21 protein-coding genes and 1 pseudogene are annotated in these 24915 nt (G+C 50.3%); 10 read left to right on the top strand and 12 right to left on the bottom strand.

Annotated elements, in window-relative coordinates:
* The first annotated feature begins 314 nt into the window (after nt 1-314).
* Both FCL45_RS00620 and lon read left to right on the top strand, forming a co-directional pair.
* Nucleotides 315-1085 (top strand): inositol monophosphatase family protein, encoded by a 771-nt coding sequence (locus FCL45_RS00620; protein ID WP_136795373.1) that lies wholly within the window; start codon nt 315-317, stop codon nt 1083-1085.
* 315 nt (nt 1086-1400) lie between these two features.
* Entirely contained in the window at nt 1401-3845 is a 2445-nt protein-coding gene (gene lon, locus FCL45_RS00615) for an endopeptidase La (protein ID WP_136795372.1), read from the top strand.
* 75 nt (nt 3846-3920) lie between these two features.
* On the opposite strand, the gene trxB is transcribed toward lon, so the two are convergent.
* The 3 genes and pseudogenes from trxB to FCL45_RS25055 form a co-directional block, all read right to left on the bottom strand.
* Nucleotides 3921-4862 (bottom strand): thioredoxin-disulfide reductase, encoded by a 942-nt coding sequence (trxB, locus tag FCL45_RS00610; RefSeq protein WP_136795371.1) that lies wholly within the window; start codon nt 4860-4862, stop codon nt 3921-3923.
* Between the two features lie 151 nt (nt 4863-5013).
* Nucleotides 5014-5280: pseudogene (locus tag FCL45_RS25060) on the bottom strand (redoxin domain-containing protein); the annotation flags it as partial.
* A gap of 15 nt (nt 5281-5295) precedes the next feature.
* Complete coding sequence (locus tag FCL45_RS25055) at nt 5296-5493, bottom strand: redoxin domain-containing protein (protein ID WP_136795369.1); 198 nt, start codon at nt 5491-5493, stop codon at nt 5296-5298.
* Nucleotides 5494-6058: 565 nt separating this feature from the next.
* Between FCL45_RS25055 and FCL45_RS00595 the strand changes: the two genes are divergently transcribed.
* Nucleotides 6059-6340: a hypothetical protein gene (locus FCL45_RS00595; protein WP_136795368.1), complete on the top strand. Its 282-nt coding sequence runs from the start codon at nt 6059-6061 to the stop codon at nt 6338-6340.
* Between the two features lie 147 nt (nt 6341-6487).
* Here the strand turns inward: FCL45_RS00595 and FCL45_RS00590 are convergent, their stop codons facing one another.
* Nucleotides 6488-6760, bottom strand: coding sequence for an SHOCT domain-containing protein (locus tag FCL45_RS00590; RefSeq protein WP_136795367.1), 273 nt, complete (start codon nt 6758-6760; stop codon nt 6488-6490).
* Nucleotides 6761-8161: 1401 nt separating this feature from the next.
* Here FCL45_RS00590 and sdhA point away from each other — a divergent pair.
* Entirely contained in the window at nt 8162-9904 is a 1743-nt protein-coding gene (gene sdhA / locus FCL45_RS00585; protein ID WP_136795366.1) for a succinate dehydrogenase flavoprotein subunit, read from the top strand.
* Between the two features lie 21 nt (nt 9905-9925).
* Nucleotides 9926-10636, top strand: coding sequence for a succinate dehydrogenase iron-sulfur subunit (locus tag FCL45_RS00580; RefSeq protein WP_136795365.1), 711 nt, complete (start codon nt 9926-9928; stop codon nt 10634-10636).
* A 104-nt stretch (nt 10637-10740) separates the two neighbouring features.
* Here the strand turns inward: FCL45_RS00580 and FCL45_RS00575 are convergent, their stop codons facing one another.
* From FCL45_RS00575 to rsmB, 8 genes are all read right to left on the bottom strand, one after another.
* Entirely contained in the window at nt 10741-11262 is a 522-nt protein-coding gene (locus tag FCL45_RS00575; protein WP_136795364.1) for a hypothetical protein, read from the bottom strand.
* A 117-nt stretch (nt 11263-11379) separates the two neighbouring features.
* Complete coding sequence (locus tag FCL45_RS00570; RefSeq protein ID WP_136795363.1) at nt 11380-12678, bottom strand: CBS domain-containing protein; 1299 nt, start codon at nt 12676-12678, stop codon at nt 11380-11382.
* A 360-nt stretch (nt 12679-13038) separates the two neighbouring features.
* Nucleotides 13039-13851 (bottom strand): M48 family metallopeptidase, encoded by an 813-nt coding sequence (locus FCL45_RS00565; protein ID WP_136795362.1) that lies wholly within the window; start codon nt 13849-13851, stop codon nt 13039-13041.
* 180 nt (nt 13852-14031) lie between these two features.
* Entirely contained in the window at nt 14032-14508 is a 477-nt protein-coding gene (locus tag FCL45_RS00560) for a YciI family protein (protein ID WP_136795361.1), read from the bottom strand.
* Nucleotides 14509-14568: 60 nt separating this feature from the next.
* Entirely contained in the window at nt 14569-14901 is a 333-nt protein-coding gene (locus FCL45_RS00555) for a hypothetical protein (RefSeq protein WP_136795360.1), read from the bottom strand.
* Nucleotides 14902-15100: 199 nt separating this feature from the next.
* Nucleotides 15101-16201 (bottom strand): M24 family metallopeptidase, encoded by a 1101-nt coding sequence (locus FCL45_RS00550; protein ID WP_136795359.1) that lies wholly within the window; start codon nt 16199-16201, stop codon nt 15101-15103.
* Between the two features lie 39 nt (nt 16202-16240).
* Nucleotides 16241-16831, bottom strand: coding sequence for a hypothetical protein (locus tag FCL45_RS00545; RefSeq protein WP_136795358.1), 591 nt, complete (start codon nt 16829-16831; stop codon nt 16241-16243).
* 144 nt (nt 16832-16975) lie between these two features.
* Complete coding sequence (gene rsmB / locus FCL45_RS00540; protein ID WP_167495621.1) at nt 16976-18364, bottom strand: 16S rRNA (cytosine(967)-C(5))-methyltransferase RsmB; 1389 nt, start codon at nt 18362-18364, stop codon at nt 16976-16978.
* Between the two features lie 488 nt (nt 18365-18852).
* Here rsmB and dgcN point away from each other — a divergent pair, with 488 nt between their 5' ends.
* The 5 genes from dgcN (at nt 18853) to FCL45_RS00515 (ending at nt 24915) form a co-directional block, all read left to right on the top strand.
* Nucleotides 18853-19848, top strand: coding sequence for an N-acetyltransferase DgcN (gene dgcN, locus FCL45_RS00535; protein ID WP_136795356.1), 996 nt, complete (start codon nt 18853-18855; stop codon nt 19846-19848).
* Nucleotides 19845-20810: an N-acetyl-D-Glu racemase DgcA gene (gene dgcA, locus FCL45_RS00530; protein WP_136795355.1), complete on the top strand. Its 966-nt coding sequence runs from the start codon at nt 19845-19847 to the stop codon at nt 20808-20810. Before dgcN ends, dgcA begins: the two co-directional genes overlap by 4 nt.
* A 119-nt stretch (nt 20811-20929) precedes the next feature.
* The gene (locus FCL45_RS00525; RefSeq protein ID WP_136795354.1) at nt 20930-21775 is read left to right on the top strand and encodes a D-amino-acid transaminase; all 846 of its coding nucleotides are present in this window, start codon (nt 20930-20932) and stop codon (nt 21773-21775) included.
* A gap of 692 nt (nt 21776-22467) precedes the next feature.
* The gene (locus FCL45_RS00520) at nt 22468-23487 is read left to right on the top strand and encodes an amino acid ABC transporter substrate-binding protein (RefSeq protein WP_136795353.1); all 1020 of its coding nucleotides are present in this window, start codon (nt 22468-22470) and stop codon (nt 23485-23487) included.
* A 252-nt stretch (nt 23488-23739) separates the two neighbouring features.
* Nucleotides 23740-24915: an amino acid ABC transporter permease gene (locus FCL45_RS00515; protein ID WP_136795539.1), complete on the top strand. Its 1176-nt coding sequence runs from the start codon at nt 23740-23742 to the stop codon at nt 24913-24915.

Here is a 24915-nt window from a genome sequence, read left to right as displayed (position 1 = left end):
TTCCCTCGTCTTGCTGGATCGCAGTCAGTTAAGAAAATAATGTTTGCAATATCATACGGTCATCATGTCATCCTCTAACAGCTTGTAGTATATTATTTAATCATACGTATTACGTTTCGATTTAGCGAGGGGCAAACGTAACCTGAAGAATTCACGTGCCTGATTGGGAAATCCAATGCACGATATAAGGCCACGACGTGTCTCCGGAAGTCAGCAAAGATGGTAATCGTTTAGTGCTGTTCTAATGGAGGCTGTAGCAGCTATGAGCTGATTTTTATACGATATCATAGTTGGTTAATTATGGTGAATAATAGATGAATCATGCGTTTTTAAATGAACTGGCCGAAGCGGCGGGGGCCATCTGTGTCGCGGAGTCCGCCAGCTTCAAAGAAGTGTCGATTGAGTATAAAAGCGCCAGGGATCTGGTGACCTCAGTAGATAAAAAAGTAGAAGCCTACCTGCGTTCACGGATAGCTGCCAAATTTCCCAACCACTCAATCCTGGGGGAGGAGCAAGGGCTGCTCGATAAACAGAGTGACAGCTGCTGGATAATTGACCCGATCGACGGTACGAACTCCTATATTCAGGGACTGCCGGGTTACACTGTCTCCATTGCCTTGCAGCGAAAGGGGGAGATTGTGGCGGGAGTGGTCTATGCGCCCGTGCTCGGCCAGATGTTTTCAGCGGAGCGTGGCAAAGGCGCCTGCCTGAACAATAATAGGATTACCGTCTCGGGCACGTCCAAGCTGATCGATTCTGTATTGTCATCAGGCTTTGCCTGTATCAGAGAGGGGTTCCAGCCTGATAATCTGGGGGCATTTTCCAGAGTGATTCCAAAAGTCCGTGATTTCAGGAGACACGGTTCTGCAGCCCTCGATCTGGCCTGGGTAGCAGCGGGGAAGCTGGATGGCTATTGGGAGCAATGCCTGAATATCTATGATGTTGCCGCAGGAGTGCTGCTGGTCCAGGAAGCTGGCGGGATGTTGACGGATTATCGTGGAGGAATTGATTATCCGGCGGGAGGGTTGGTGGCGACAAACGGCTTGATTCACGAGCAGCTGCGAAAGCTGGTGGTTGAGGAATAACTGAAAGCTACTGCCAGACAGGGACTTGTTGAAGAATGGTGTATTTTATTTAACGATTTTTCCGCAACTATTTGCAATGGAACAGGAAAATGAAGATAATTTAATATTGAACTACTTCACTTGTGAAAGGATAATGATTATCAGTTCAGGTAGATTACGAGAAGAACGGGCGGGACAATTGCCTTGACTTTCGGCAATTCAAACCTGTAGGTTTTAATAGAAGTCCCGCCCTGAAGAACGCACAAAACCTATATAAAATCAAGTATTCAAGCTTGATTTCGTGATGGGATATATTTGCTCTAAAGGAGTGACTACATGGCTGAAAAACCAACTGTATTAACACCCGAAGAATTTGATTCACTTGAAGAAGAGAATGTTGAAGAAAATAATGACAAGTCCCTCGTTGTCTCGAAGGATCTGCTTCCGGAAAAACTGCTGATTATTCCCCTTCACGATCGGCCCATGTTTCCGAAGATGATGGGGCCAATTATTGTCGATGATCCAAAAGTCCAGCGGGCGTTGCTCGATGTCGGCGAAAAGTCCACCCCGATGTATCTCGGTCTGCTGCTTACCAGGCCGACCGAAGATGCCATGCCGAGGCGCCCGGAAAATCCGGAGGAGTTCTTCAATGTTGGCGTGGTGGTGCGCGTGGTTCAGGCAACCCCGCCCAGGGAGCCTGGTGAGCCTCTGACGCTGATGGCGCAGGCGCTTGAGCGTTTTGAGGTGCTGAACCTCTACCGCAAAGAAACCGTTTTTTATGCCGATGTCAATTATCTCCCTGAGGAGCAGATTGACAACACAGAGGAACTGAAGGCGTACTCTGTCGCTATTATCGATTGTATAAAAGAGCTGGTCGCGCTCAACCCCTTGTTCAAGGAAGGTTTGTCGTTGCTCATTGAGCGAATTAACCTGAGCGACCCCAGCGCATTGGCAGACTTTTCCGCCTCCATGACTACTTCTTCCGGTGCTGATATCCAGAAGATTCTCGAGCTTGAAGATGTACGCAAGCGTATCGAAGCTTCCCTGGTACTGTTGAAAAAAGAGCTGGAGATCTCCAAGCTGAAAGCGCAGATCTCCAAGCGTATAGAAGAGCAACTCTCCAAGCAGCAGCGCGAGTTTTTCCTCAAACAGCAACTGCAGGAGATCAAAAAGGAACTGGGTATAGCCAAGGATGATACCCAGGCTGAAATTGAGAAGTATGAGCAGCGGCTGAAAAAACTGCGTCCAAGCACGGAAGCGCTCGACAAGATAAAGGAAGAGATCGACAAGCTCAGGTTGCTCGGCCCTTCATCCGCCGAGTTCAACGTCAGTCGTGCCTACCTCGACTGGCTCACCGTTTTGCCGTGGGGAGTCTACACAGAGGATAATTACGACCCAATAAAGGCGGCGAAGATCCTCGACCGGGATCACTACGGACTCGAAGATGTCAAGGAGCGTATCCTGGAACTGATCAACGTCGGTATCGTCAAAGGCGATCTCAGCGGTTCGATTATTCTGCTCTCCGGCCCTCCGGGAGTCGGTAAAACTTCCATCGGTCAGTCAATCGCTAAAAGTCTGGGGCGTGAGTTCTATCGCTTCTCTTTAGGCGGTATGCGTGATGAGGCTGAGATCAAAGGCCACAGGCGGACCTATATAGGTGCCATGCCGGGTAAATTTATTCAGGCCATCAAGACCTGCAAGACCTCGAATCCGCTCATCATGCTCGATGAGATCGATAAAATCGGGGCAAGTTTCCGAGGCGATCCTGCTTCTGCGCTTCTTGAAGTGCTCGACCCTGAACAGAACAAGGATTTCCTCGATCATTATCTTGATGTGCGTTTTGACCTCTCGAAAGTGCTCTTTATCTGTACTGCGAATCAGTTGGAGACTATTCCCGGGCCGCTTCTCGATCGTATGGAGTTGATTCAGCTGCCGGGATACATCCTGAAGGAGAAAGTGGAAATCGGTGCCCGGCATCTGCTGCCCAAGCAGCTCAAGCAGCATGGGATTACCTCCAAGCAGGTAAAGATTTCCCGGGCTGTACTTACGGGTATTGCCGACGGCTGGGCGAGGGAAGCTGGCGTCCGCGGTCTTGAGAATTGTATCAAGAAAATTATTCGCAAGGCTGTCACCAGAATCGTCAAGAATCCGGACGAGGTGGTAAAAATTCAAAAAAGTGAACTGGTAGATCTGCTGGGCAAGCGCATGTTTACCGAGGGCCAGGCATTCAAGAAGCCACGGGTCGGCGTGATTCGCGGCCTGGCGTATACTTCGATGGGGGGTGCAACGCTTTACATCGAATCAATCCCGATTCCTACCGGTAATCCTGGCTTCAAGCAGACGGGCCAGCTTGGCAAGGTGATGGTGGAATCATCTGAGATCGCGTACAGCTATGTGCGTTCAATGCTGGAAAAGGATGAAAAAGCAACGGAGTTTTTTAAAAAGAGCTTCATCCACCTCCACGTACCTGCGGGTGCCACTCCGAAAGATGGTCCATCGGCGGGTATTACCATGGCCTGCTCGCTCTACTCTCTGGCGGTGAACAAACCGATTTTAAAGGACACTGCAATGACCGGTGAGCTGACCCTGAGCGGTCTGGTTATGCCAATTGGCGGAGTAAAAGAAAAAATTATCGCAGCCAAGCGCTCCAACGTCAAACAGGTGTTGCTGCCCAAGGAAAATGAGGGGGATTTTGAATTGCTTCCTGATCATATCAAGGAAGGCATTACCCCGCATTTCGTGGCGACTTTTGATGAAGTGCTGAAGGTGTGCTTTCCTTGAGCTACCAGTCAGGATCAAGGCGTGAGGAGTCGCGATTAACGCGCTCCTCACACCTCTCACCTCACGTTCTGTCTTTCAGAGATTATTCCTTACCAGATAGCGTTCGGCATCAAGGGCGGCGCAGCAGCCGGTTCCTGCGGCGGTAACCGCCTGACGGTAGACTCTGTCCATGGCATCACCGCAGGCAAAGACACCTGCCACATCGGTTCGGGATGTCCCTGGCTGGGTGATGATATATCCGGTGTCATCTGTTTGCAGGTATGCCTTGAACAGCTCGGTTCTTGGTGTGTGGCCAATGGCTACGAACAGGCCGGCGAGTTCCATCACCGAAGTATGATTGGTCCTGTTGTTGATTAGCCGTACCCCGGTGACGGCGTTATGGCCGAGCACTTCCTCGACCTCCGTGTTCCAGTGAATGTGCACGTTTTCGGTGGCAAACAGCCGTTGCTGCATGATTTTTGAAGCCCTCAGTTCATCCCGGCGAACAAAGAGGTGCACTGTCGGGCAGAGTTTAGCGAGATAGGTGGCATCTTCACAGGCAGTATCTCCACCACCGACCACACCCACCACCAGGTTCTTGAAGAAAAAACCGTCACATACAGCACAGGCACTGACTCCTTTGCTTATTAATCGCTGTTCAGACTCCAGTCCCAGATAGTTAGCCCCGGCCCCGGTGGCAATGATCACGGTATGAGTGTGATACTCTTCATCACTTTCCGTCCAGATTGAGTGGTAGCCTTGACCGGTGGCAAGATCAACTCTGGTGATGGAGGAGTAGATGACTTCGGTGCCAAAACGCTCTGCCTGCATGCGAAAATCTTCCATCATCGTTGCCCCATCAGTTCCCTGCGGGTAACCGGGGAAATTTTCAACCTCGGTGGTGGTGATCAGCTGCCCGCCCGGCTCACGACCGGTAAAGAGTACCGGTTTCAGGTTTGCCCTGGAGGCGTAGATGGCCGCTGTGTACCCAGCGGGGCCTGACCCCACGATAAGGGTCTTATGGATAAATTCTGCCATTACGGTCTCCTGTGCTGATAACTCCGGGGTGTTCGTGGTGTCGTCTGGTCTGTAACCTGAACCTCATCTGTTGGCACCATCTTGTTCTGATTACGATAACGTGCGGTATTAATTTTCAGTATAGATCAAATGGGCTATAAATTGTTATGGATTATTGAAGGGATCGCAACGCCTCCAATATTTTTTGGTTGTCAGGCACTCCTTCCTGGCGATGGCGAATGATACCTTGAGCATCGATTACATAGGTGACGCGGCCTGATTCATACATCCGTTGAACCGTTTTGTCAGGGTCGCTGATCATGGCAAAACCTATGTTGTTCTCATCTTTGAAACGTTCCAGATCTTCAAGGCTGTCGGGACTGACTCCCACTATAACGCTGTTCAGTGAGGTGAATTGTTCCAGATCACGCTGGAAAGCAAGAAGTTCATTGCTTCAGACGGGGGTAAACGCTACGTAGTAAAAGGCGAGTACCACATTTTTTCCGGCAAACCCGGAAAGGGTTATCTCCCCCATGGTGGACTGTGCGGTAAAATCGGCAGCCGTATCGCCAATGTCTGCTGCTTTGATGGTAGCAGTTGAAAATCCAACAAAAAGTGCAATTGCAAGTAGTCCAAGAGCTAGCTTTTTCATATGTACCTCCTCTTTATTGGCTTTGTGAAACAGGATGCAGTCGACAGTGGTGCGTAAAACGTAAGTGCAGATATTCGGCTGCAGTTGGCTCTTGTTAGAGGCTAGGGATGAACTGATGATGTGTCAATTGGGTAAAGTTGGACCTGGTACTGAGTTTGATTGTGCAATGGGGGGATGAGTTCGGTGTGGATATTGGTGTGAATTTGGGCGCTTGGTACTGTCCAAGAATCAACAATCCTACCTGAGAACACCTGCCTCATGCTGCCATAGGCATGACAACCATATGTCTTCACTGCAGAGCCAACTATGATAACCCTTAGTCCGCATTGACAAGTTCCATGGTTTTTGATCATGTCAGTCGTTGCTAAAGCCATGCCATGAAATGGCTTTGCTGCAGTTATTCTGTCTGACAGCTGAATAAGGGTCAGAGATAAATAGGGTAGGAGTGCGAATCGAGTTGTTTGAATTTGATTTTACTCTGGCCAGTTTGGTTTTATGTCGCCGTAATTTCCACCGGATTTATTTCTTTCGAAGGAACTGACGATTCAGATGCAGGAAAAAAGCTATGGGTAAACCTAAGGAAAACACCATTGAAAAAATAGACAACTTGAACTCAAGACTCACGGGCTCAGGCATATCTGAACCTAAGAAAGAATTGATAGCCGCCCTTGCAGAACGTTGTCACAACATGAATATCAACAAGGCCAAACTGGCCTACTTCAAAGAAATCAAACTCCTGCTGACCAAGTGCCTGGCGGCAGTCGAGAGTGGGAAAATAACAGAAGAGGCCCAGTGGTTGTCTTTGGAAAAGGAACTGCTACGGCTGCTGCATGCCAAAAACGGCTGATGGCAAAAGGAGCATATCACAGGGAGCCGATACTATTGTACCTCCTTGCCCTCTGAAACAACAGGATCAGCCTTAATCTGCCACTCACCTCTCGGGCCTGTAACCTCACAGTAGGAGGGTAAAATGCTCCGTTCATGCCAAAAATAATTAACTTCTGCTCAAAACAGCCTTTTGAGCGTTATATTCCTTTTCGTCTATCTCGCCAGCAGCAAAACGATTTCTCAAAATTTCAAGTGCGTTATCATTTTGTTTTGAACGAGTGCTGGAAAATAAACCCCTGATAATGCTAACTGCCAGATAGGCAATTAAGCCCCAGAAGAGGAGAGGAAATAACCAACCCATAAACCATGGGCCGTGGCCCCAAGATGGTCCCCAACTGCAAAAATAGTTTCCCCATTCAGTTGCGTTAGCTCCCCACATGATGACTCCTTGTACGATAAGATGGCAGTAAATGCTTAGACGTGTAAGCAATTAGTTAAAAACTATAGTTACTGTACCACTATGTGCTATGTTTGCACTAGCAGTTTTGTGAGGTTCCTTTTCACCCTGCGACCGTAGACGATTTTGAGACGTTCCAATCGCAATAGAGAGTTGGCCCAGGTATATAGAACAGAACAGGGGTATGATTAAGGCGGCATAGGCAATTTTAACAGCCAGTAATACCTTTCATGTTAAGGTTCTTCCTGTTAGTTTCTAACTCAACAAGTTAGGCTCTTCGACAAAGATCACTTCGAATAGTTGCTCCATTCCAGGATGGATGCAGATAGTATATCGCTTCTATGAAGGGAGGATGCCAATGGTCTCTCAGATTGGCAATATTTTTACAAAACAGTTATATTTTGTTCATGTCTGAATATATCGTAAAAACTTGCCCTAAATGTGACCAGCAGCTGCGCTTCCCTAAACGCATAGGGGGAGTGCTTATGGCATGTCCATCGTGCAAAACAAAATTCGCTTCTGACTTCAAGATTGGAAGTACAAACAAGATCGAGTCTCGTGGGACTTTGACTGCAATATTTGAAATACCCTCAACCCTCCTCGAGCGGATTCTTCGATTTTTCGTTTCCCGATAGCCCCATGCGGAACAGGACTGCCCTTTTACCTAATGTTGTATGGGGTAAGTTGAATAAAATGGACACCAATGTCAAGAAAACAACGACATAGAGGTGTCCCAATGACCAGGCGAATCGGGCCCAGAATCGTACCAGGTCAATATTTTCCTCGTAGGTGCTGAAGCCGAGCAGGCCGGCTGCAGCTTTTGAATAGTGGGCCGAAATTCATAACCGTCGAGGGGGCGATCTTTGTAGTCACCCAGGATTGTACCATCAAAACCTCTGGCTTTGAGTTCAGCCAGGATCTACCCCATTGAAATCGGGATGGGGTCAGTGCTCGCAGAGGGAGCCCACTCGTTTACATGCACAAATAAAACAACCCGGACATCATACACCTCATAATGTTGACGATATCCTGCAAGTTAGTGGTATGGAGAAAGGTGCAGGAGTAGTGTAGATACGGAACTGTCTGAATTTTCTATAATAAATAGTGCAATATGTTAATGGAGGCAAATGCTGCGTTGCGGCACTAGCCATCTGCCATAGCCATAACCATGGCAAGATGGCAAGCAGACAGGTTTGCACGTGAACCAGTCACATCGCAGGCCTGGCAGTCGCTGCTGCTGAGAAACAACTTGTTTATGGGTTATTGAGTTGATTTAATATAGGGCATATGCCTGACTTTCAATAGTAGCTTAATTCTGCTTGTGGACTCTTGCCTTTAGCATCTATAAATCAACGAACCAACACCACGAACCCGGAGGTGCCAGTGATCCATCAATTCGATACCCTTATCGTTGGCTCAGGAGGTGCTGGCCTGTATGGAGCTCTTGAAGCGAGCAAAAGATCAAAAACAGCAGTGCTTTCAAAACTCTATCCGGTTCGCAGTCATACCGGGGCAGCGCAGGGTGGTATTAGCGCGGCGCTTGGAAATGTGGAGGAGGATAAACCGGAGTGGCACGCCTTCGATACAGTGAAAGGCGGGGATTATCTTGTTGACCAGCAGGCGGCGAAGACACTGGCTGAAGAGGCTGTGCAGGCTGTCTACGATCTTGAGAACCGTGGCCTGCCATTCAATCGAACCCCGGAGGGCAGGATAGACCAGCGCCGCTTCGGCGGGCATACCAGGAATTTTGGCCAGGGACCGGTGCGCAGGGCATGCTACGCAGCGGACCGGACCGGTCATATGATTTTGCAGACCCTCTATCAGCAGTGCATAAAAAATGAAGTGGCCTTCTTTGACGAATATCAGGTGGTTGATTTGATATTGGCAGACGACCACTGTCAGGGGGTAGTGGTTGTGGAACTTGCCACGGGCGAGCTGCATGTCTTTGCCGCCAAAGCAGTGCTCTTTGCGACTGGTGGCTTTGGCAGGATGTTCAAGATAACTTCCAATGCCTATGCCAATACCGGAGACGGGCCTGCGGTCTGCGCGAGGCGAGGCATTCCGCTGGAAGATATGGAGTTCTTCCAGTTTCACCCGACGGGAATAAAAGGGCTGGGTATTCTTATCTCGGAGGCTGTTCGCGGCGAGGGAGGAATCTTGCGTAATTGTGATGGGGAACGGTTCATGGAACGGTATTCACCAACCCTCCTGGACCTGGCACCAAGGGATATCGTAGCCCGTTCCATCCTCACTGAGGTGCGGGCTGGTAAAGGGATTCGGGGTGACGGTAAAATAGATGACTATGTACACCTTGACGCAACCCATCTGGGCAAAGAGACCTTGATGAAGAAATTGCCGGATATAACTGAGTTCTGCAAAACATATCTGGGTATTGACCCGGCAGATGAGCCTATCCCGGTATTGCCGACCGCCCATTACGCCATGGGCGGCATACCAACCGATGACCATGGCAGGGTGATCTGTGACAATAAAGGAACAGTGGTGAAAGGACTCTATGCAGCTGGTGAATGCGCCTGTGTTTCCGTGCATGGGGCGAACAGGCTTGGCACGAACAGCCTGCTCGACCTTGTGGTGTTTGGCCGCAGAGCCGGATTGCATATCGCTGATTATGTCCAGGATTGTGAGCCTGTTGAAGTGGATGGGAGTGCGGCCGATACTGCCAGGGCGATAATCGGTCACCTGACAGAAACGACAGCTGAGGACGCACCCCATGGCGGCCATATCATGGAACAGATGCAGACCATCATGATGGAGCATATCGGCATTTATCGCAATGCAAAGGATATGCGGGCAGCGGTGAGGGATATCCAGAAATTACGTGAACGTTATCAACAGGTACGGGTCCAGGATTCCAGCAAGAGTTTTAACACCGATCTGCTCGAGGTGATCGAATTGGGTAACCTGCTTGATTTGTCACTCATTACTGCGGCTGCCGCGCTGGACAGACAGGAGAGCCGCGGAGCCCATAGCCGGGAGGATTACCCCGAGCGGGATGATGAAAACTGGTTGAAGCATTCCCTGGCCTACCTGGAAAATGAGTCAGTGCGTATGGACTACAAGAAGGTGGATACTTCGATCTGGGAACCGAAACCACGAACATATTGATGTCCCCTAAAGGTGCAGCCTATGAATATCATATTGAAAATACAGCGCTTCAACCCTGATGCGGATAAGGAGCCTTATTTCCAGGAATTTTCTGTAGAGGTTGATCCGAATGACCGGCTGCTTGACGGTTTGATGAAGGTGAAACAGTTCCAGGACGGCAGCCTGTGCTTTCGCAAAAGCTGCGCCCACGGGGTATGCGGTTCAGACGGTATGCGGATAAACGGGAGTGACGGCCTGGCCTGTAAAACACTGGTGAAAGATGTGGCCGGAAAAGATGGCGAGGTGGTGACGGTGGAGCCGCTCGCTCACTTACCGGTCCAGAGGGACCTGATTGTTGATCAGGCCGATTTTTTTGAAAAGTACCGGGCTGTGAAGCCGTTTCTGATCAGTGATACAGAGAGTGAGGGAAAGGAGCGTGTACAATCCCAGGATGAGCGTATGGTATTCGATGATACCACCAATTGCATTCTTTGCGCCTCATGCTATTCTGCCTGTCCGGTATTGGATGATGAACCGGCGTTCATCGGTCCTGCGGCGATTGTGCAGGCCTATCGCTTTCTGGCCGATTCAAGAGATAGTGGCACCAGGGAGCGGTTTGATGTACTCGATACTCCCAACGGGGTATGGCCATGCGAGAACCATTTCAAATGCACCAAGGCGTGTCCACGATCTATCATGATTACCAAGCGGATCAATCAGACCAAGCAGATGATCAAGAAAGATAACGGGTGAGAAGTAAAGGTGGGAGGGGATGAACTTGCGTATACAGATAAATCGATATTTATCTGTTTATACTCCTATCCCACTCACAGCCATCTCCTGATGCTTAGATCGGCTTAATGCGGTACCTCGAACGGGTCGAGCAGCAGATCTGCTCCTATAGTGTCATCCGCTTTAACATCGGGGTTGGAATTGAGAATACGTGCACAGGAATTCCAGCGCAGTACCGCGTCCTGATTCTTCGGGTCGCAATCGGTAAGGGCTTCCTCATAGGCCTGCATGGCTCGTTCAAAGCAACCGTGAGCAGCAGTTCCGCCACCGGGGCCGCCCTGACGGAGATGATATTTGGCCCTCCGTTCATAGATAATGCCCAGGTAGTAAGCTTTGCAGGTTGTGCTTTCAATCCGGCTCAGTAGTTCCCTGGCCTGTTGAAATGAAGGATTGAGTCCGGAGTGAGCGAACTTGTCGGTCAATGCCAGCAGCAGGGTTATAAGCGCCTCCTGATGTTCCGGCTCTGTGGCCAATATGTCGAGGCAGATTGATTCTGCGTCCTCAGGTTCGTTGAGTAAACGGTACTTGTGTGCTTTTTCCAATGCTGCGGAAATCGCTCCACGCTCAAGTTTTTTCAATTCAAGCATCGTATAATCCTCATTTGACAAGCGGTAATATGTGTTAGGCTTGAGAGAATTATATGGCCGGTAGCCAGATTTACAAGAGCAGAGAGGCAGTTGCCACATTGCCTGGACTGGTTTTTTCTACTCTGGAAGCAGGTCGTAGAAATAATTTAAAATGTCAGTGCGGCTAACCACTCCAATTACCTTCTCATCCTGGACAACCGGGAAGTGGCCGATATTTTTTTCCAGCATCAGGCGGCCGATCTGGGAAGGGATAGCGTCGGGCGGAATGCAGGTGAGGTCCCTGGCCATGTACGCTTTTACCGGTTTATTCCAGTGTTTTTCATGTTTGAGTTTTTTGAAATCCCAGAGAACCACAATCCCTTGTAATTTGTCATTTTCAATCACCATTACACTGCGAATATGTTCGTTGGTCATGAGTGAATGAACCTCATGCATGGGAGTGTCGGGTGAGACCGATTGAACAGGAAAGGACATCAGGTCTGCGATACGGATACTCTCTTTCTGCTCAGACTCCAGAAGGCTGATTATTTTTTCACGTACAGACTCAGGACTCTGTTCACTGGTCTTGATGGTGGCCGAGCCAGCACCCGCATGGCCACCACCGCCGAGTTTGCTCATTATCCAGCCAATGTCGATCATCTCGACACCGCTTCTGCCGATCACGGTAGACCTTCCATTGGTGACGAAAATCACGAAGATTGCGTCAACGTTGATGATGGAGCGGTACATATTGACGATACCGGAAAGTGTCGTGACCTTATCTTCGAGGGTGATGATATTGAATCCGATTTTGAAACTGTTGATGGTCAGCTTTTCAGTGGCCTTCATCATCTCAAAGAGAACATCTTTTTGCTTCTCTTCGTATGGGGGATTGAGAAAATATGATGCGACGTTGAGGTCGGCACCATTTTCAAGCAGCCAACCGGCGGCATAGGCATCCTCCGGAGTGGTCGAAGGGTAGGTGAGATGACCGGTGTCTTCATAGAGCCCGAGCAGCAGCACCGTGGACATCAGCGGGTTCAGCTCCATTTGGCGCTTTTTCAGTTCCCGGATAAAAAGCGTGACGGTGGCACCAACGTCCTCCTGGCAAACCATGTCCGCTTCGATGTCTCCTCCGTGCATATGGTGGTCCCAGAGGTGAATTTCGAGATCATCCCTGTCCCGGAGTTTTTCCATGCGCTCCAGTCGTGACCAGTTCGGGGTATCAACTACTATGAGCCGTTGAACCTGGTCGTGTTGGATCTCTTTGGGCAGGATGAGATTGAATGCGGTTTTATGTGTCGAAAGAAATCTGCGGACGTTACGGCTGACCTCCTTGGGCACAACGCCGACGCTGCCGGGGTAGATGAGTGTCGCTGCTATGATGGACGCGAGCGCGTCAAAATCGGTCTGCTTGTGAGTGGCTATAATCTGCATGAATACAGTTGAAGTCGTGCTATATGTTTATGCTGGCATCGCTGTCAGCAGGGCTTTTTCAATCGTTACTGGCGTGCAGTTCTGTACGCCAGACCTTACGAATGACACTACCATACTTTGGAAATAGCGCAAAGATTGTCTGGGGCCTGAAGAAGAAATGATGGTGTTCTGGTTGAGAGCTAATTGCCTGCCTTTATTGGTTATTGCAGACGCAGGCAGACGTGCCGGGGCAATGGGGCGCACAAGTGGTAGAAAGCTTGGGTGGTGCAGCACAGGGTTGGCATCCACTTGGTGGTAATTTCCATCGATCCAGACAGATGAGAAATGGTTCCTGTCGAAGCGGTGTAACTGCCTTGCCGGTTATCTGAGTTGGTAGACCGGCCTCAGTCCGGGCTGCAGATAATATGGCATCATTTTGTCCGCTAACGCACTGAGGTTGGCTTGTCTGTTGCCGGGTGAAGGGTGAGTAGAGAGAAACTCCGGTTGGCTTGAGCCACCAACCCGGGCCATTTTCTCCCAGAGAGTTACGGCCGCTTTGGGGTCGTAACCTGCCCGGGCGGCAAGTTCGATGCCTATCACGTCAGCTTCGGTCTCTGCAGTTCGCGAATTAGGCAGAGTGATGGCCATTGCAGCAGCCATGGCGCCGCCGCTCATGGCGAGCCCTGAATAGGCGCTGTCCTGGGTTGCAACAGCGACGCCCATAAGTCCCATCTGGGTGGCCATTGCCATGGACATCTTCTCTGCGGTATGGTTGGCAAGGGCGTGTGAAACCTCGTGGGCCATGACCTGGGCAAGCTCGTCATCGGTGGGGTTGACTTTGTTGAGTAAACCAGTGTAAACGGCCATTTTGCCGCCGGCCATGCACCAGGCGTTGACTGTTTCAGGCTCATCGATCACTCGAACACTCCAGTCCCAGTTGCGTGATGCGGGAAAAAGTTGAATAGCCTGGGCGATAACCCTGCCGGTGACTTCACGCACGCGGGCAGTGGTGGCCGGGTCCGGGTCAAGCTTCCCTTCTTTCTGCAGCGGTTGCAATGTCTGAACATATGCTTCCTGGGAGGCGCTTATGGCCTGTTCAGGGGAAACCAGCATAAGCTGGGAGCGGCCGGTGGGGCTGGTGGCGCAAGCAGTGAGGGTGAAGAACAGAATTATCGGAATAAACCAGCGTTTCATTGCATTATCCTGTGATTTAGGCTGAATCTGGGAATTTTAAATCAATGTAAATATGTGTAACGTTTCCAGAGGGGTAAATGCAAGAGGTAAAAGCCTCATTTTTTCAGGCGAAATACTCAGGCGGGTTGAGGGAAGAAGGTTAAAAAGGATTTGCCGGCGCAGTTTCGTGGGATCGAAGGGCTATCGTTTCTGTTCAGTTTGTGGATGTGAAACCAACCAGTTATTGGCTGGATTCGCTTCGATGAGCTCCTTGATCCGGACCGTGCTGTAATAGTTGTGTTTGACAAAAGGATCCTGATAAATAATCCGCTCAGCCGCAGTTAAATCAGCCGCCCGTATGATCTGGATCGCAGAATCATCGTCGGTAAAGGGTCCACATAGCTCAAGGACCTTCTCATCATAGAGTTTCTGCAGATGGTCAATGTGCTCCTGCAGCAACCCCTCAGAGAACCGGTCCTTGCTTTTACTTGATAGTATTGCGACGAATTTTTTCAATTCATTGTCCAAGGGAGATCGTGTTTTAGAGGTCGGAGAATTGGAGATTGAATCTACGTGCGGGGTACCTGGAGAACAGCTGATTTGTTCCAAGGCGAAGTATCTTGAGGAAATCAGTCGGAGCGATATACTGAATATCGAAGTCTCACTTCGTTCGCTCATCTGCGAACATTGATTTCCTCAAGATAACGAAGATCTGGATAAAAGGAGCATTCTCCAGAATTACGAGTTGATCATCTCCTCCTGCACCATCCTGTCAATATAATCCAGTACAAACTGGCGTTGGATGGGCGTTGCATGGGCAATACAGCTGCAATGCAGGTTGGAATGGCTGCGAACCAATAGCTCAAAGCGAACCCGGTACTGCTCAACCTCTACAGCGAGGTAAAATGGTCCATGGTCTTCGTGGCCCTGCTGGGCCTCGGAGAGAAGGTCGGGAGTTAAAACGATCCAGTAGAGGCCGATCATCGGTCCGGCGGTAAGGGTTCGTTTAAGGTAGGAGTCGATATTATCTCGCTCCATAGGGGAAAGTTCATCAATAACAAACTGGCGCATAAGATCGTATTGAGTAAATGTCTGGTCTGCCCTGGCAGGTGATTAACTCCCTGCCTCATGTTTTGGCCGGTTCAGACCGTACAGGAAAAATTCTCGCACCGGCATGCGAAAGCCTAAAAGAATTCTCAACATACAAAAATCCCCTCTTCCTTCAACAGGGAAAAGGGGATGAGAGTTTAATATTTATCTGAGATATAGATCAGATATCAAGCCACGTTGCATCGCTATTAAGATCTTCGCAGCCGTCATCGGTAACCAGTAACATGTTCTCCAACCGGATTCCACCCCAACCGGGTATATAAATGCCTGGTTCGGCGGTGACGATCATGCCCGGTTTCAGCTTCTGGTTGCCAATTTTAGAAAGCCGGGGTGCCTCATGTACCTGCAGGCCGACACCGTGGCCAAGACTGTGGCCGAAATACTTGCCATATCCGGCATCATCGATCACATCCCGGGCAGCCTTGTCCGCTTCTTTTCCGGTAATGCCCGGTCGTATTGCCGCGATGCCGGCACGTTGTGCTTCACGAACGATCCGGTGGATCTTTTTGTATTTCTTTGATGCCTTGCCGGGGACAAAGGTGCGTGTCATGTCAGAGCAGTAGCCCTTCAACACCAGTCCCATGTCGATCGTCAACGGCCGGTCTCGCATCACCATCTGGCGGGAAGGAACCGCATGGGGCAGGGCGCTGTTATCGCCGGAAGCGACTATTGAATCAAAACTGGCCGATTCCGCTCCCAGCTTGCGCATGGTCTGCTCGATGGCAAGGGCCACCTCAATCTCAGACATCGAGCTGGAGATTTTTGGAAAAACCTCCTGAAAAACCTGCTCGTTCAGGCGCACCGACTTGCGGATGGCGTCAATTTCATCGCCATCCTTGACCTCCCGTATTTTCTCGATAACTCCAGAAAGCGGGATTAATGAGACACCGATTTTTTTGAACGCTTTCCCGTAACTCACATAGCTCGAGTGCAGCAGATAGTCGGTCTCGAAAGCGAGACGTTGGATCTCCATCTTCGGCAGCAGTTTTTTCAGGAGCGCCAGCAGCCCCCGGGTGTAGATTTTAACCTTGAAGCCATCTACGTCGTTCTCAGCCTGCTGCATATAGCGAAAGTCAGTGAGCAACAGTCCTTTCCCTCTGGCGGGGATAAGCAGCACACCGGAGCTTTCTGTTATGTCGTGATCTGACGCGGTAAAACCGCTCAGGTAACGCCTGTTGCTGGGCTGGCTTACCAGTATCGCGTCTATTTTTTTGCGGCGCAGTTTTTTCTGCAGTGCCTTGACTCTACCGCTATAGTCCATGGGATACTACTCCAGATTTTGTACTGAAATGGTCTGAGGTTAGACTAAGCCGAGCTGCTCGAGGATCAATTCCTTACGCTGATCCATTGCCTGGAGATACTGGCCATTAAGATCCTGCTGCATCTTACCCATCTCTTCACCATATTTGGGGTGCATGGAAGCCCTGAGCTGACCAGGATCGACACCCTGGGCTGCATACTGCTGTTCAAGCTGACCGCGCAACGCCTCTTCAAGCTGTTGCACGACCTGCTCCTTGTGCTGATTGTACTGCTGCAGAATCTGCTGCAACTCTGAACAGGTTTGAGATACAGCAGAAACACCGAGAGCACCGGCAAGCTCCATAACACCGTTTAATGAGGCTTCTGCACGATCTTTGACTTCTTCGTCGCGCGGTAAGGTGATGTTGCGCATCAGGATATCAGCAGCGCCTTTGTAGACAGCCTTCTGAGATTCGGCCGGTTGTTGAGCCAATTCCCCGGCAAGATCGGTGACTTTTCCGCTTAAAAAGTCTGCGGCAAGGCGCATTCCTGCTTTTTCAAATTCTTCGTCATTGTTTACCGTTTCGGAGTTGGCGGTCATTTTCGCCATACGCTCCATAACCAGATCCATGGTACTTTTTATCTCAGCCATAAAACACCTGTTGTGTTGAGTAATGAAATTTAAAATAAAATAAACACGGAGTTTACAATACACACCCATGGAGCGCAAAGAAAAAGGAGGGCCTTCATCGACGCTTCAGTCGTGTGGTTAAGTGAATGATTTTTCGTTTTTGTATCAGTTTTTGCGTTGCATGCGCGCTGCGAAAAAACCATCGATAGATGATGAAGGTCGCGGGCAAAAACATTTGTCTTCTATGAACTTTGCAGCCGGTTCCGGCAAGGTGTCTCTGCAGTCGCAAAGAACAAATTCAGGATGCTCCAACAGGAAGTGGTCGACTACCTGGCGGTTTTCTTCCGGTTCAAGAGAGCAGGTCGCATACACCAGTATACCATCTTCGGCCACCAACTGTGAGGCCAACTCAATAAGTTTACTCTGGGTTTGCTGATAGCGCTTGAAATCACTTTTTTTCCTGTTCCAGCGAATATCAGGGTGTCTGCCGATGACACCGGTCCCTGAACAGGGGGCATCAATCAACACTCCGGAAAACTTTGACTCAGAATCCCGGGCGAATTGCTCAAGTGGCATGGGATACAGTGCAACGTTTCTATCGGGAAAGAGCCGCACCATATTTTCATGGAAGAGGTTCTGACGGTGTTTTTCAGGCTCCACCGCCACAACTTCCGTTGTATTTTGGGTTAGCTGGCAGATGTGTCCCGTCTTGCCGCCAAGTCCGGCGCAACAGTCGAGGTAACTGCCTGATTCTTTAAATGGGGCGAGCAGCAGCGTCGCCAGTTGAGCAGCCTCATCCTGAACCTGGAAGTACCCCTCCTGATAACCGGGAAGCGCAGTGACAGCACCTTGGAAATCCCAGAGGACCACGCTGTCCGGAGCATAGCTCCCGCTCGTGGCGTTGATGCCGAGCTGATTGAGTTGTTTCAGGTAGTGCTCTTTTGAGACCGTTCCGGTATTGACCCGCAGAACCAACTGCGGTTCAAGGCTGTTGACGGCACAGATTCGCTCCATCTCCTGCCGGCCATACTGTTTGATCCAGCGCTTGGTGAGCCAACCCGGGTGATTGAGAAATGGCCGTCTATCGGGATAACGGTCCTGCGGTCCGGGAAGCTGTTCCTTTTGCCGCGTTGCGCTTCGCAGCACACCATTTACAAAACCGTGCAGATGGCTACCTGGCCTGGCCTTCTTTACAGCGTTGACCGCTTCATTGACTGCGGCGGATTCAGGAATGCGATCGAGGCAGAACAACTGATACAAACCAACCAGCAGGGTCGCATGAATAAATGGTTCGAGTTGCTGGAAGGGCTTTCTGGCTAACAGGGAGAGCAGGTGATTAAGGTATTCCCGTCGGCGTAACACGCCGTAGACCAGATTCATGGCCAGCCCTCTCTCAGCACCCGTAATCTGGTATTCCAGGGTAACCGAGTCGAAAAGTGGCTTGAGGGGCAGCTTGCTCTGCTGCAGACGGACGAGGGTTTCGGCGGCTGCATAGCGGCTACTGAAGGGAGTGCCTTTGGCTATGTTACCTGTAGCTCGGGATTTTGTTGTCACTTGGCTGTTCGTTGAAATGGTTGACCACTTTGCGGGCTTGCTCTTTTGTACTTTATGAACGGTCTGCGGGTTTCGGGTAATAGTAGAGAGATAGAGGTGAATTGCAATCATTAAATTCGAAGCAACAGAGATACTGCAAAATTGGAAGATGACGGCTGGGCGGCGCTGGTTAAAGTTCGTTAAAAATAAAAATACGCAAGCAAAGTTTTCAAAAATGTAAATCTCGAGCCTGTATATTGCGTAAATGTAACAAAAATGCTGGAGCCGAAATGGCAGGTGTGATACTGTTCAGCCCAGACGGATTTTGGTAACCATTTGTTAATCCAATGATTCCGGGTTGGAGGTGGACATCATCTTTTCCCTGGCATGAGAGGGGGCCTGAACTGGCACGTGAATTGATAAGAACACTGCCAGGCATTGCCTGAAATATGGTTACCAAAAGAAAGCTGGTTGATGCGCAAATCATTTCACATTACGGAGTCGATATTATGTTTGAGTCACCCTATATATTGTTTTTGGGAGATGCACCTGATGGACTGGCGGCAAAGGTTGCCCAGGGGATATATGACTGGCGCCCGGAGGCAGTAGCGGGCCAGTATCGTATGGAGGGTTGTAAGGCGGATCTTGGGATTGGGGATATCTCAATCGACGATGCGGTGCTTGCGGGAGCAAAGACTCTGGTCATAGGGGTGGTAAACAGGGGCGGTGTGATTTCATCTTCCTGGAAATCCGTGTTGCTGGAAGCCCTAGAGAAGGGGATGGATATCGCCTCGGGCCTGCATAACCTGTTGAAAGATGAACCTGAACTGGTGGCAGCGGCCGAAAAATATGGTCGTAGCCTTTATGATGTACGGGTACCGACGGTAGATTACCCGATTGCCAATGGTAAAAAGCGTAGCGGCAAGAGATGCCTCGCCGTCGGTACGGACTGTTCTGTGGGCAAGATGTACACAGCCCTTGCGATGGATAAAGAGATGCGCAGGCGTGGGGTTAAATCGACTTTCAGGGCAACCGGGCAGACCGGAATACTTATCACCGGTGACGGAGTGCCGCTGGATGCGGTTGTGGCGGATTTTATGGCCGGTGCCATCGAGTGGCTGACTCCTGATAACGATCCGGATCACTGGGATCTGATAGAGGGGCAGGGAAGCCTCTTTCATCCATCCTATTCAGGTGTTACAATGGCTCTCGTTCATGGTGGCCAGCCGGATGCGCTCATACTTTGCCATGAGCCTACCCGTGAGCATATGCGTGGTCTGCCGGGCTATAGTCAGCCTTCGCTCGAAGAATTGCGCGATGTGGCGCTGCAGCTGGCACGGGTGGTGAATCCGGAATGTGTAGTGGCTGCGGTTTCCGTGAATACCCAGCATATGGATGAGGAACAGGCTCAGGTTTATCTCTCTGGCCTGGAAGAACAATTGGGACTTCCGGTTGTGGATCCGTTCCGACAAGGGGCACAAAGACTGGTTGAGGCGCTGTTATGATACTACGGGTATTTCGGGAAGTCTTTCCCCTTGCACAACCGTTCACCATCTCAAGGGGCTCCCGCACCGAGGCGGTGGTGGTGCGGGTTGAGATCGAGAGTGACGGCGTGATCGGTCAGGGCGAGTGCGTTCCATATCCCCGTTATGGCGAGACCGTGGCTGGGGTTATGGATCAAATCACCGGTTTGCCGACATCTTTTACCCGGCAGGAACTGCAGGATCTGCTTGCCCCCGGTGCTGCCAGGAACGCTGTGGACTGTGCCATGTGGGATCTTGAGGCCAAGCTGAAAGGTCGTCCGGTCTGGCAATTGGCCGGGCTTTCCGAACCTAGCTCAGAAGTTACGGCCTATACCCTTTCTCTGGATACTCCCGAGAATATGGAAGCCGCTGCCCGGAAAAACAGTCACAGGCCGTTACTCAAGACCAAGCTGGGTGGCACCGGTGATGTGGCAAGAATAGAGGCGGTACGGCGCGGCGCTCCCGGGGCCAGGATTATAGTCGACGCCAATGAGGGCTGGTCAATTGAGACCTATGGTGAACTTGCGCCGGTGCTGGTCAGGCTGGGCGTGGAAATGGTCGAACAGCCGTTGCCTGCCGGTGAAGATGAGGCCCTGACAGATATAGAAAGGGTGTTGCCGGTCTGCGCTGATGAATCCTGCCATGATCGCAGCTCTTTAGCCAAGCTTGTCGGCAAATATGACATGATAAATATCAAGCTCGACAAGACCGGTGGGCTTACCGAGGCGCTGGCCCTGAAAGAAGAAGCTGAACGGGCAGGCTACCATATAATGGTGGGTTGCATGGTTGGTTCTTCACTGGCCATGGCTCCTGCTGTGCTGGTGGCACAGGGATGTGCGGTTACAGACCTGGACGGCCCGCTCTTGCTGGCCCATGATCGGCCGGATGGTTTGAAATACGATCAGGTAGGAGTGCATCCTGCAACGAAAAGCTTGTGGGGTTGATAGAGAGTAACTGATAGCTGGAGACAGCGATTGTAATTATAATATCTTATGAAATTATCCGAAGCAGCACATTGTTTTAAGGTGAGTTTTCTGAACTTATACAAGGAAAAGGTTACGAGATGAGCAGAACAGTATATGTGAATGGCGACTATGTGCCGGAAGAGGAGGCCACTGTCTCCGTTTTTGACCGTGGTTTCACTTTTGGTGACGGTGTATATGAGGTTACCGCAGTTCTGGACGGAAAGCTTATCGATTATGAAGGGCATGCCAACCGGTTACAGCGCTCTTTGAAAGAACTCGGCATGAAGATGCCGGTCACTCCGGACCAGATGCTGGAAATTCATCGTGAGCTGGTGCGCAGAAACGATGTGGCGGAAGGGTTGGTCTACCTGCAGGTGACCAGGGGGGCTGCCGACAGGGATTTTGCATACTCTGATGACCTTACCCCAACCCTGGTGCTCTTCACCCAGGCCAAGAAGGTGAGTTCTGTAAAAGCCGGCATCAAAGTGATCTCCGCGCCGGATATCCGCTGGGGACGCCGGGATATCAAAACAGTGCAACTGCTTGCCCCATGTATGCTGAAGATGTTGGCGAAAAAGGAGGGCAAGGACGATGCCTGGATGGTGGAGGATGGTTATGTCACCGAAGGTACTTCCAACAATGTGTACATCGTCACTGCCGATGATACCATTGTTACCAGAAATCTCTCAAACTCGATTCTCCATGGCATCACCCGTTCTGCAGTCCTGAGACTTGCCAAAGAGCAGAATATGCAAGTGGTTGAGCGACCATTTACCATCGAGGAAGCGCAACAGGCCAAAGAGGCGTTCATGACTTCCGCCACGGCCTTTGTTTATCCGGTTGTGGAAATTGATGGTGTTAAGCTGCATGACGGCAAACCTGGTGCGGTCTCAAGAAGATTGGGACAACTGTACCTTGAAGAAGGCAGGAAGAACGCAATGTAAACGCTATTCAGGTTTATCACAGCCTTCTCCAGGAAATATAAAAGCCGTCCATTCCGGGGACGGCTTTTTTTATTTCCTGGATCGGAGATTATTCATTCGTTCAGGATGTGTCCTTTTAATCACTGTTTTCCGGTCTTGCATTATGATTTTTTTTGCCTGGCGATGAATAACAAAAATGTAAATGTTGTAAAGTCGGGAGAAGGGTCACGTAATCCGGTTGGCAGGGGTAGAGCTGTTAATGCAATATTGGCAGGAGCTTCAGTGAAAAATGCTGCGTCACAAAATTGTGGTAAGGTCTGTTGGCACCCCTTTTGGCCGTGTGTGGTTCCTGCAAAATTGTAATGTGGTCTGACCGCCATTGGTTGCTAAATGGCAGCTCGATACAGAAAAAACAGTATTTTGGTAAAAGAGTTCATTACTAAAATGTTGTAAACACGATAATGTTGACTTTGGTGCGCTTTTTCAGAACATAGAAGTGTGGTTGCTGGCACAACCCTTGCTAGTCAAGATGTGCGTCTTGCAATAAAGAGAATGTAATAAATGATATTCGGGTTCTGTCGGATACCACGGCAGTTGGATTTACGCTTCGGGGGGAAAGAGATGACGGGACGTAAGCAAGGTGCTGACAGGTGGTTTGAAGATGTACAGTTTGAGATAATGAACAGAGCAACTACAAAATTCAGGAGAACGTAATGAAGAGAATTACCCGGACACTTACAACTGCAGCACTGACGCTTTGTCTTTCAGCCGGCCTCGCCCAGGCAGCTACCAAGGATGAGGTTCTGAAACGCGGCTACCTGCAGTGCGGGGTCTCAACAGGTCTGCCGGGATTTTCCAATCCGGATGAGAAAGGAAACTGGACCGGTCTCGATGTTGAAATGTGTCGAGCCGTGGCTGCCGCAACACTGGGTGACGCCACCAAGGTTAAGTTCGTACCGCTCACAGCCAAAGAGCGATTCACCGCCCTGCAGTCAGGCGAAGTTGATATTCTCTCTAGAAACACAACCTGGACCCTCACCAGAGATTCTTCCCTCGGTCTGAACTTCACCGGTACCAGTTATTACGATGGACAGGGATTCATGGTCTCCAAAAATCTCGGGGTCGCAAGCGCACTCGAGCTTGATGGTGCGGCGGTTTGTATCCAGTCCGGTACCACAACCGAGCTGAACCTTGCCGATTACTTCAAGCAGAACAAGATGGAGTACAAGCCTATAGTTTTCGATACCTCCGATCAGACCGTTAAAGGTTTCGAAGCTGGTCGCTGTGATGTACTCACCTCCGATCAGTCCCAGCTTTACGGTCTGCGCATCAAGCTTGCCAAGCCTGAAGAGGCCATTGTGCTTCCTGAAGTAATTTCCAAAGAGCCTCTGGGGCCGGTTGTACGCCAGGGTGACGATGCCTGGTTTAATATCGTCAAGTGGAGCCTCTATGCAATGGTGAATGGTGAAGAGCTTGGTGTTACCTCAGCCAATATCGATACCATGAAAGATACCCCAAACCCCGCCGTGAAGCGTCTGCTTGGTCTCGAAGGCATCAAGGGTGAAGGTCTCGGCCTGGCAGATGACTGGTGTTACCAGGTTATCAAGCAGGTCGGCAATTACGGTGAAATGTTCGACCGCACCGTTGGTACCTCCTCTGCGCTGAAAATCGGCCGTGGCCTGAACGCCCTCTGGACTCAGGGTGGGCTGCAGTATGCCCCGCCTATCCGCTAGATCTCTCATCAGTCCATACAGCGCCATCTTCTTCAGTGTTTCGTTAGTGCGCATAGCATAATCTATAGCGCACTAACGAAAACTTCGAATATGGCGCCGTCTGAACAGATGAGGGTGGCGTCTTACTTTTTCACAAAGTCAAAATAGATCCTGGGGGCGGTTTAGTGCCACTCCCTGTGATCATGCTTTTCACCCATTGAGGGGTATGTGGGACAGCTCTGTCTTTCGTCTTCCCATGAGTTGTGGATTACTATGTCTTACCAGACCAAGAGTACAAAGCATTGGTGGAATAATGCCCAGCACAGGGCACTGCTTTTTCAGGTGCTGTTGATTGGTGGCCTGGCACTGGTCGTCTGGACCATTGCCGGCAATACCATGACCAATCTGGAAAAACGCGGCATATCTACCGGATTTAAGTTTTTAACACAGGAATCGGGGTTTGGTATTATCCAGAGCCTCGTTCCATATGACGAGTCATACAGTTTTGGCCGGACCTTTGTCGTCGGCCTTTTGAATACGCTCCTGGTATCGTTTTGCGGCATCATTCTTGCCACTATTCTCGGGTTTACTGTAGGTGTGGCGAGATTATCGAAAAACTGGCTGGTGTCGACCATGGCCGGGATCTACATCGAGATTTTTCGAAATATTCCTCTGTTGCTGCAGATCTTTTTCTGTTATTTCGCGGTATTGAGGGCTCTTCCTTCGCCAAAGCAGAGTATGTCGCTGGGGGAGACGATCTTTCTGAATATCCGTGGTCTGTATTTACCGAAACCGATCTTTGAGAGTGGCTTCGGTCTGGTGCTGGTAGTTCTGGCAATCGCTGTTGCAGTGACGATCGCTCTGGCAATATGGGCTGGTAAACGCCAGCGGGAGACTGGTCAGCAATTCAACACTCCACTGGCCGCCGGCCTGCTCGTGATTCTCCTGCCACTCGCTACATATTTTCTTGCGGGTAGTCCAGTTTCCTGGGAGTTGCCGGCATTAAAAGGCTTTAACTTCAAAGGTGGCATTTCCATCATCCCTGAGTTCACAGCGCTTCTGGTGGCACTTTCAATCTACACCGGTGCTTTTATCGCGGAGGCGGTACGCTCAGGTATTCTGGCGGTAAACAAAGGGCAAACTGAAGCTGCCTCGGCACTCGGTCTGCATCAGTCCATGGTGTTGAAGCTGGTGGTCGTTCCCCAGGCGCTCAGGGTGATCATTCCTCAGCTCACCAGTCAGTATCTGAACCTTGTGAAAAACTCCTCACTGGCAACAGCAATCGGCTATCCGGATCTCGTTTCGGTGTTCGCCGGAACGACCCTGAATCAGACTGGCCAGGCTATTGAGGTTGTGGCCATGACCATGGCGGTCTACCTGTTCATCAGTTTGACGATCTCCTTCTTAATGAACTGGTACAACAAGAAAATTATGTTGGTGGAGAGATAG

This window comes from Desulfosediminicola ganghwensis (assembly GCF_005116675.2).
Classification (GTDB): domain Bacteria; phylum Desulfobacterota; class Desulfobulbia; order Desulfobulbales; family Desulfocapsaceae; genus Desulfopila; species Desulfopila ganghwensis.
The sequence above is the reverse complement of the archived record's forward strand: the minus strand, read 5'-3'. Positions and strand labels throughout refer to the sequence as shown.

Excerpts from the sequence above, each read along its gene's own strand:
- FCL45_RS00620 (WP_136795373.1), top strand. The coding sequence starts at position 315 with ATGAATCATGCGTTTTTAAATGAACTGGCCGAAGCGGCGGGGGCCATC.
- lon (WP_136795372.1), top strand. The coding sequence starts at position 1,401 with ATGGCTGAAAAACCAACTGTATTAACACCCGAAGAATTTGATTCACTT.
- trxB (WP_136795371.1), bottom strand. The coding sequence starts at position 4,862 with ATGGCAGAATTTATCCATAAGACCCTTATCGTGGGGTCAGGCCCCGCT.
- FCL45_RS25055 (WP_136795369.1), bottom strand. The coding sequence starts at position 5,493 with ATGAAAAAGCTAGCTCTTGGACTACTTGCAATTGCACTTTTTGTTGGA.
- FCL45_RS00595 (WP_136795368.1), top strand. The coding sequence starts at position 6,059 with ATGGGTAAACCTAAGGAAAACACCATTGAAAAAATAGACAACTTGAAC.
- FCL45_RS00590 (WP_136795367.1), bottom strand. The coding sequence starts at position 6,760 with ATGTGGGGAGCTAACGCAACTGAATGGGGAAACTATTTTTGCAGTTGG.
- FCL45_RS00580 (WP_136795365.1), top strand. The coding sequence starts at position 9,926 with ATGAATATCATATTGAAAATACAGCGCTTCAACCCTGATGCGGATAAG.
- FCL45_RS00575 (WP_136795364.1), bottom strand. The coding sequence starts at position 11,262 with ATGCTTGAATTGAAAAAACTTGAGCGTGGAGCGATTTCCGCAGCATTG.
- FCL45_RS00570 (WP_136795363.1), bottom strand. The coding sequence starts at position 12,678 with ATGCAGATTATAGCCACTCACAAGCAGACCGATTTTGACGCGCTCGCG.
- FCL45_RS00565 (WP_136795362.1), bottom strand. The coding sequence starts at position 13,851 with ATGAAACGCTGGTTTATTCCGATAATTCTGTTCTTCACCCTCACTGCT.
- FCL45_RS00560 (WP_136795361.1), bottom strand. The coding sequence starts at position 14,508 with ATGAGCGAACGAAGTGAGACTTCGATATTCAGTATATCGCTCCGACTG.
- FCL45_RS00555 (WP_136795360.1), bottom strand. The coding sequence starts at position 14,901 with ATGCGCCAGTTTGTTATTGATGAACTTTCCCCTATGGAGCGAGATAAT.
- FCL45_RS00550 (WP_136795359.1), bottom strand. The coding sequence starts at position 16,201 with ATGGACTATAGCGGTAGAGTCAAGGCACTGCAGAAAAAACTGCGCCGC.
- FCL45_RS00545 (WP_136795358.1), bottom strand. The coding sequence starts at position 16,831 with ATGGCTGAGATAAAAAGTACCATGGATCTGGTTATGGAGCGTATGGCG.
- dgcN (WP_136795356.1), top strand. The coding sequence starts at position 18,853 with ATGTTTGAGTCACCCTATATATTGTTTTTGGGAGATGCACCTGATGGA.
- dgcA (WP_136795355.1), top strand. The coding sequence starts at position 19,845 with ATGATACTACGGGTATTTCGGGAAGTCTTTCCCCTTGCACAACCGTTC.
- FCL45_RS00525 (WP_136795354.1), top strand. The coding sequence starts at position 20,930 with ATGAGCAGAACAGTATATGTGAATGGCGACTATGTGCCGGAAGAGGAG.
- FCL45_RS00520 (WP_136795353.1), top strand. The coding sequence starts at position 22,468 with ATGAAGAGAATTACCCGGACACTTACAACTGCAGCACTGACGCTTTGT.
- FCL45_RS00515 (WP_136795539.1), top strand. The coding sequence starts at position 23,740 with ATGTCTTACCAGACCAAGAGTACAAAGCATTGGTGGAATAATGCCCAG.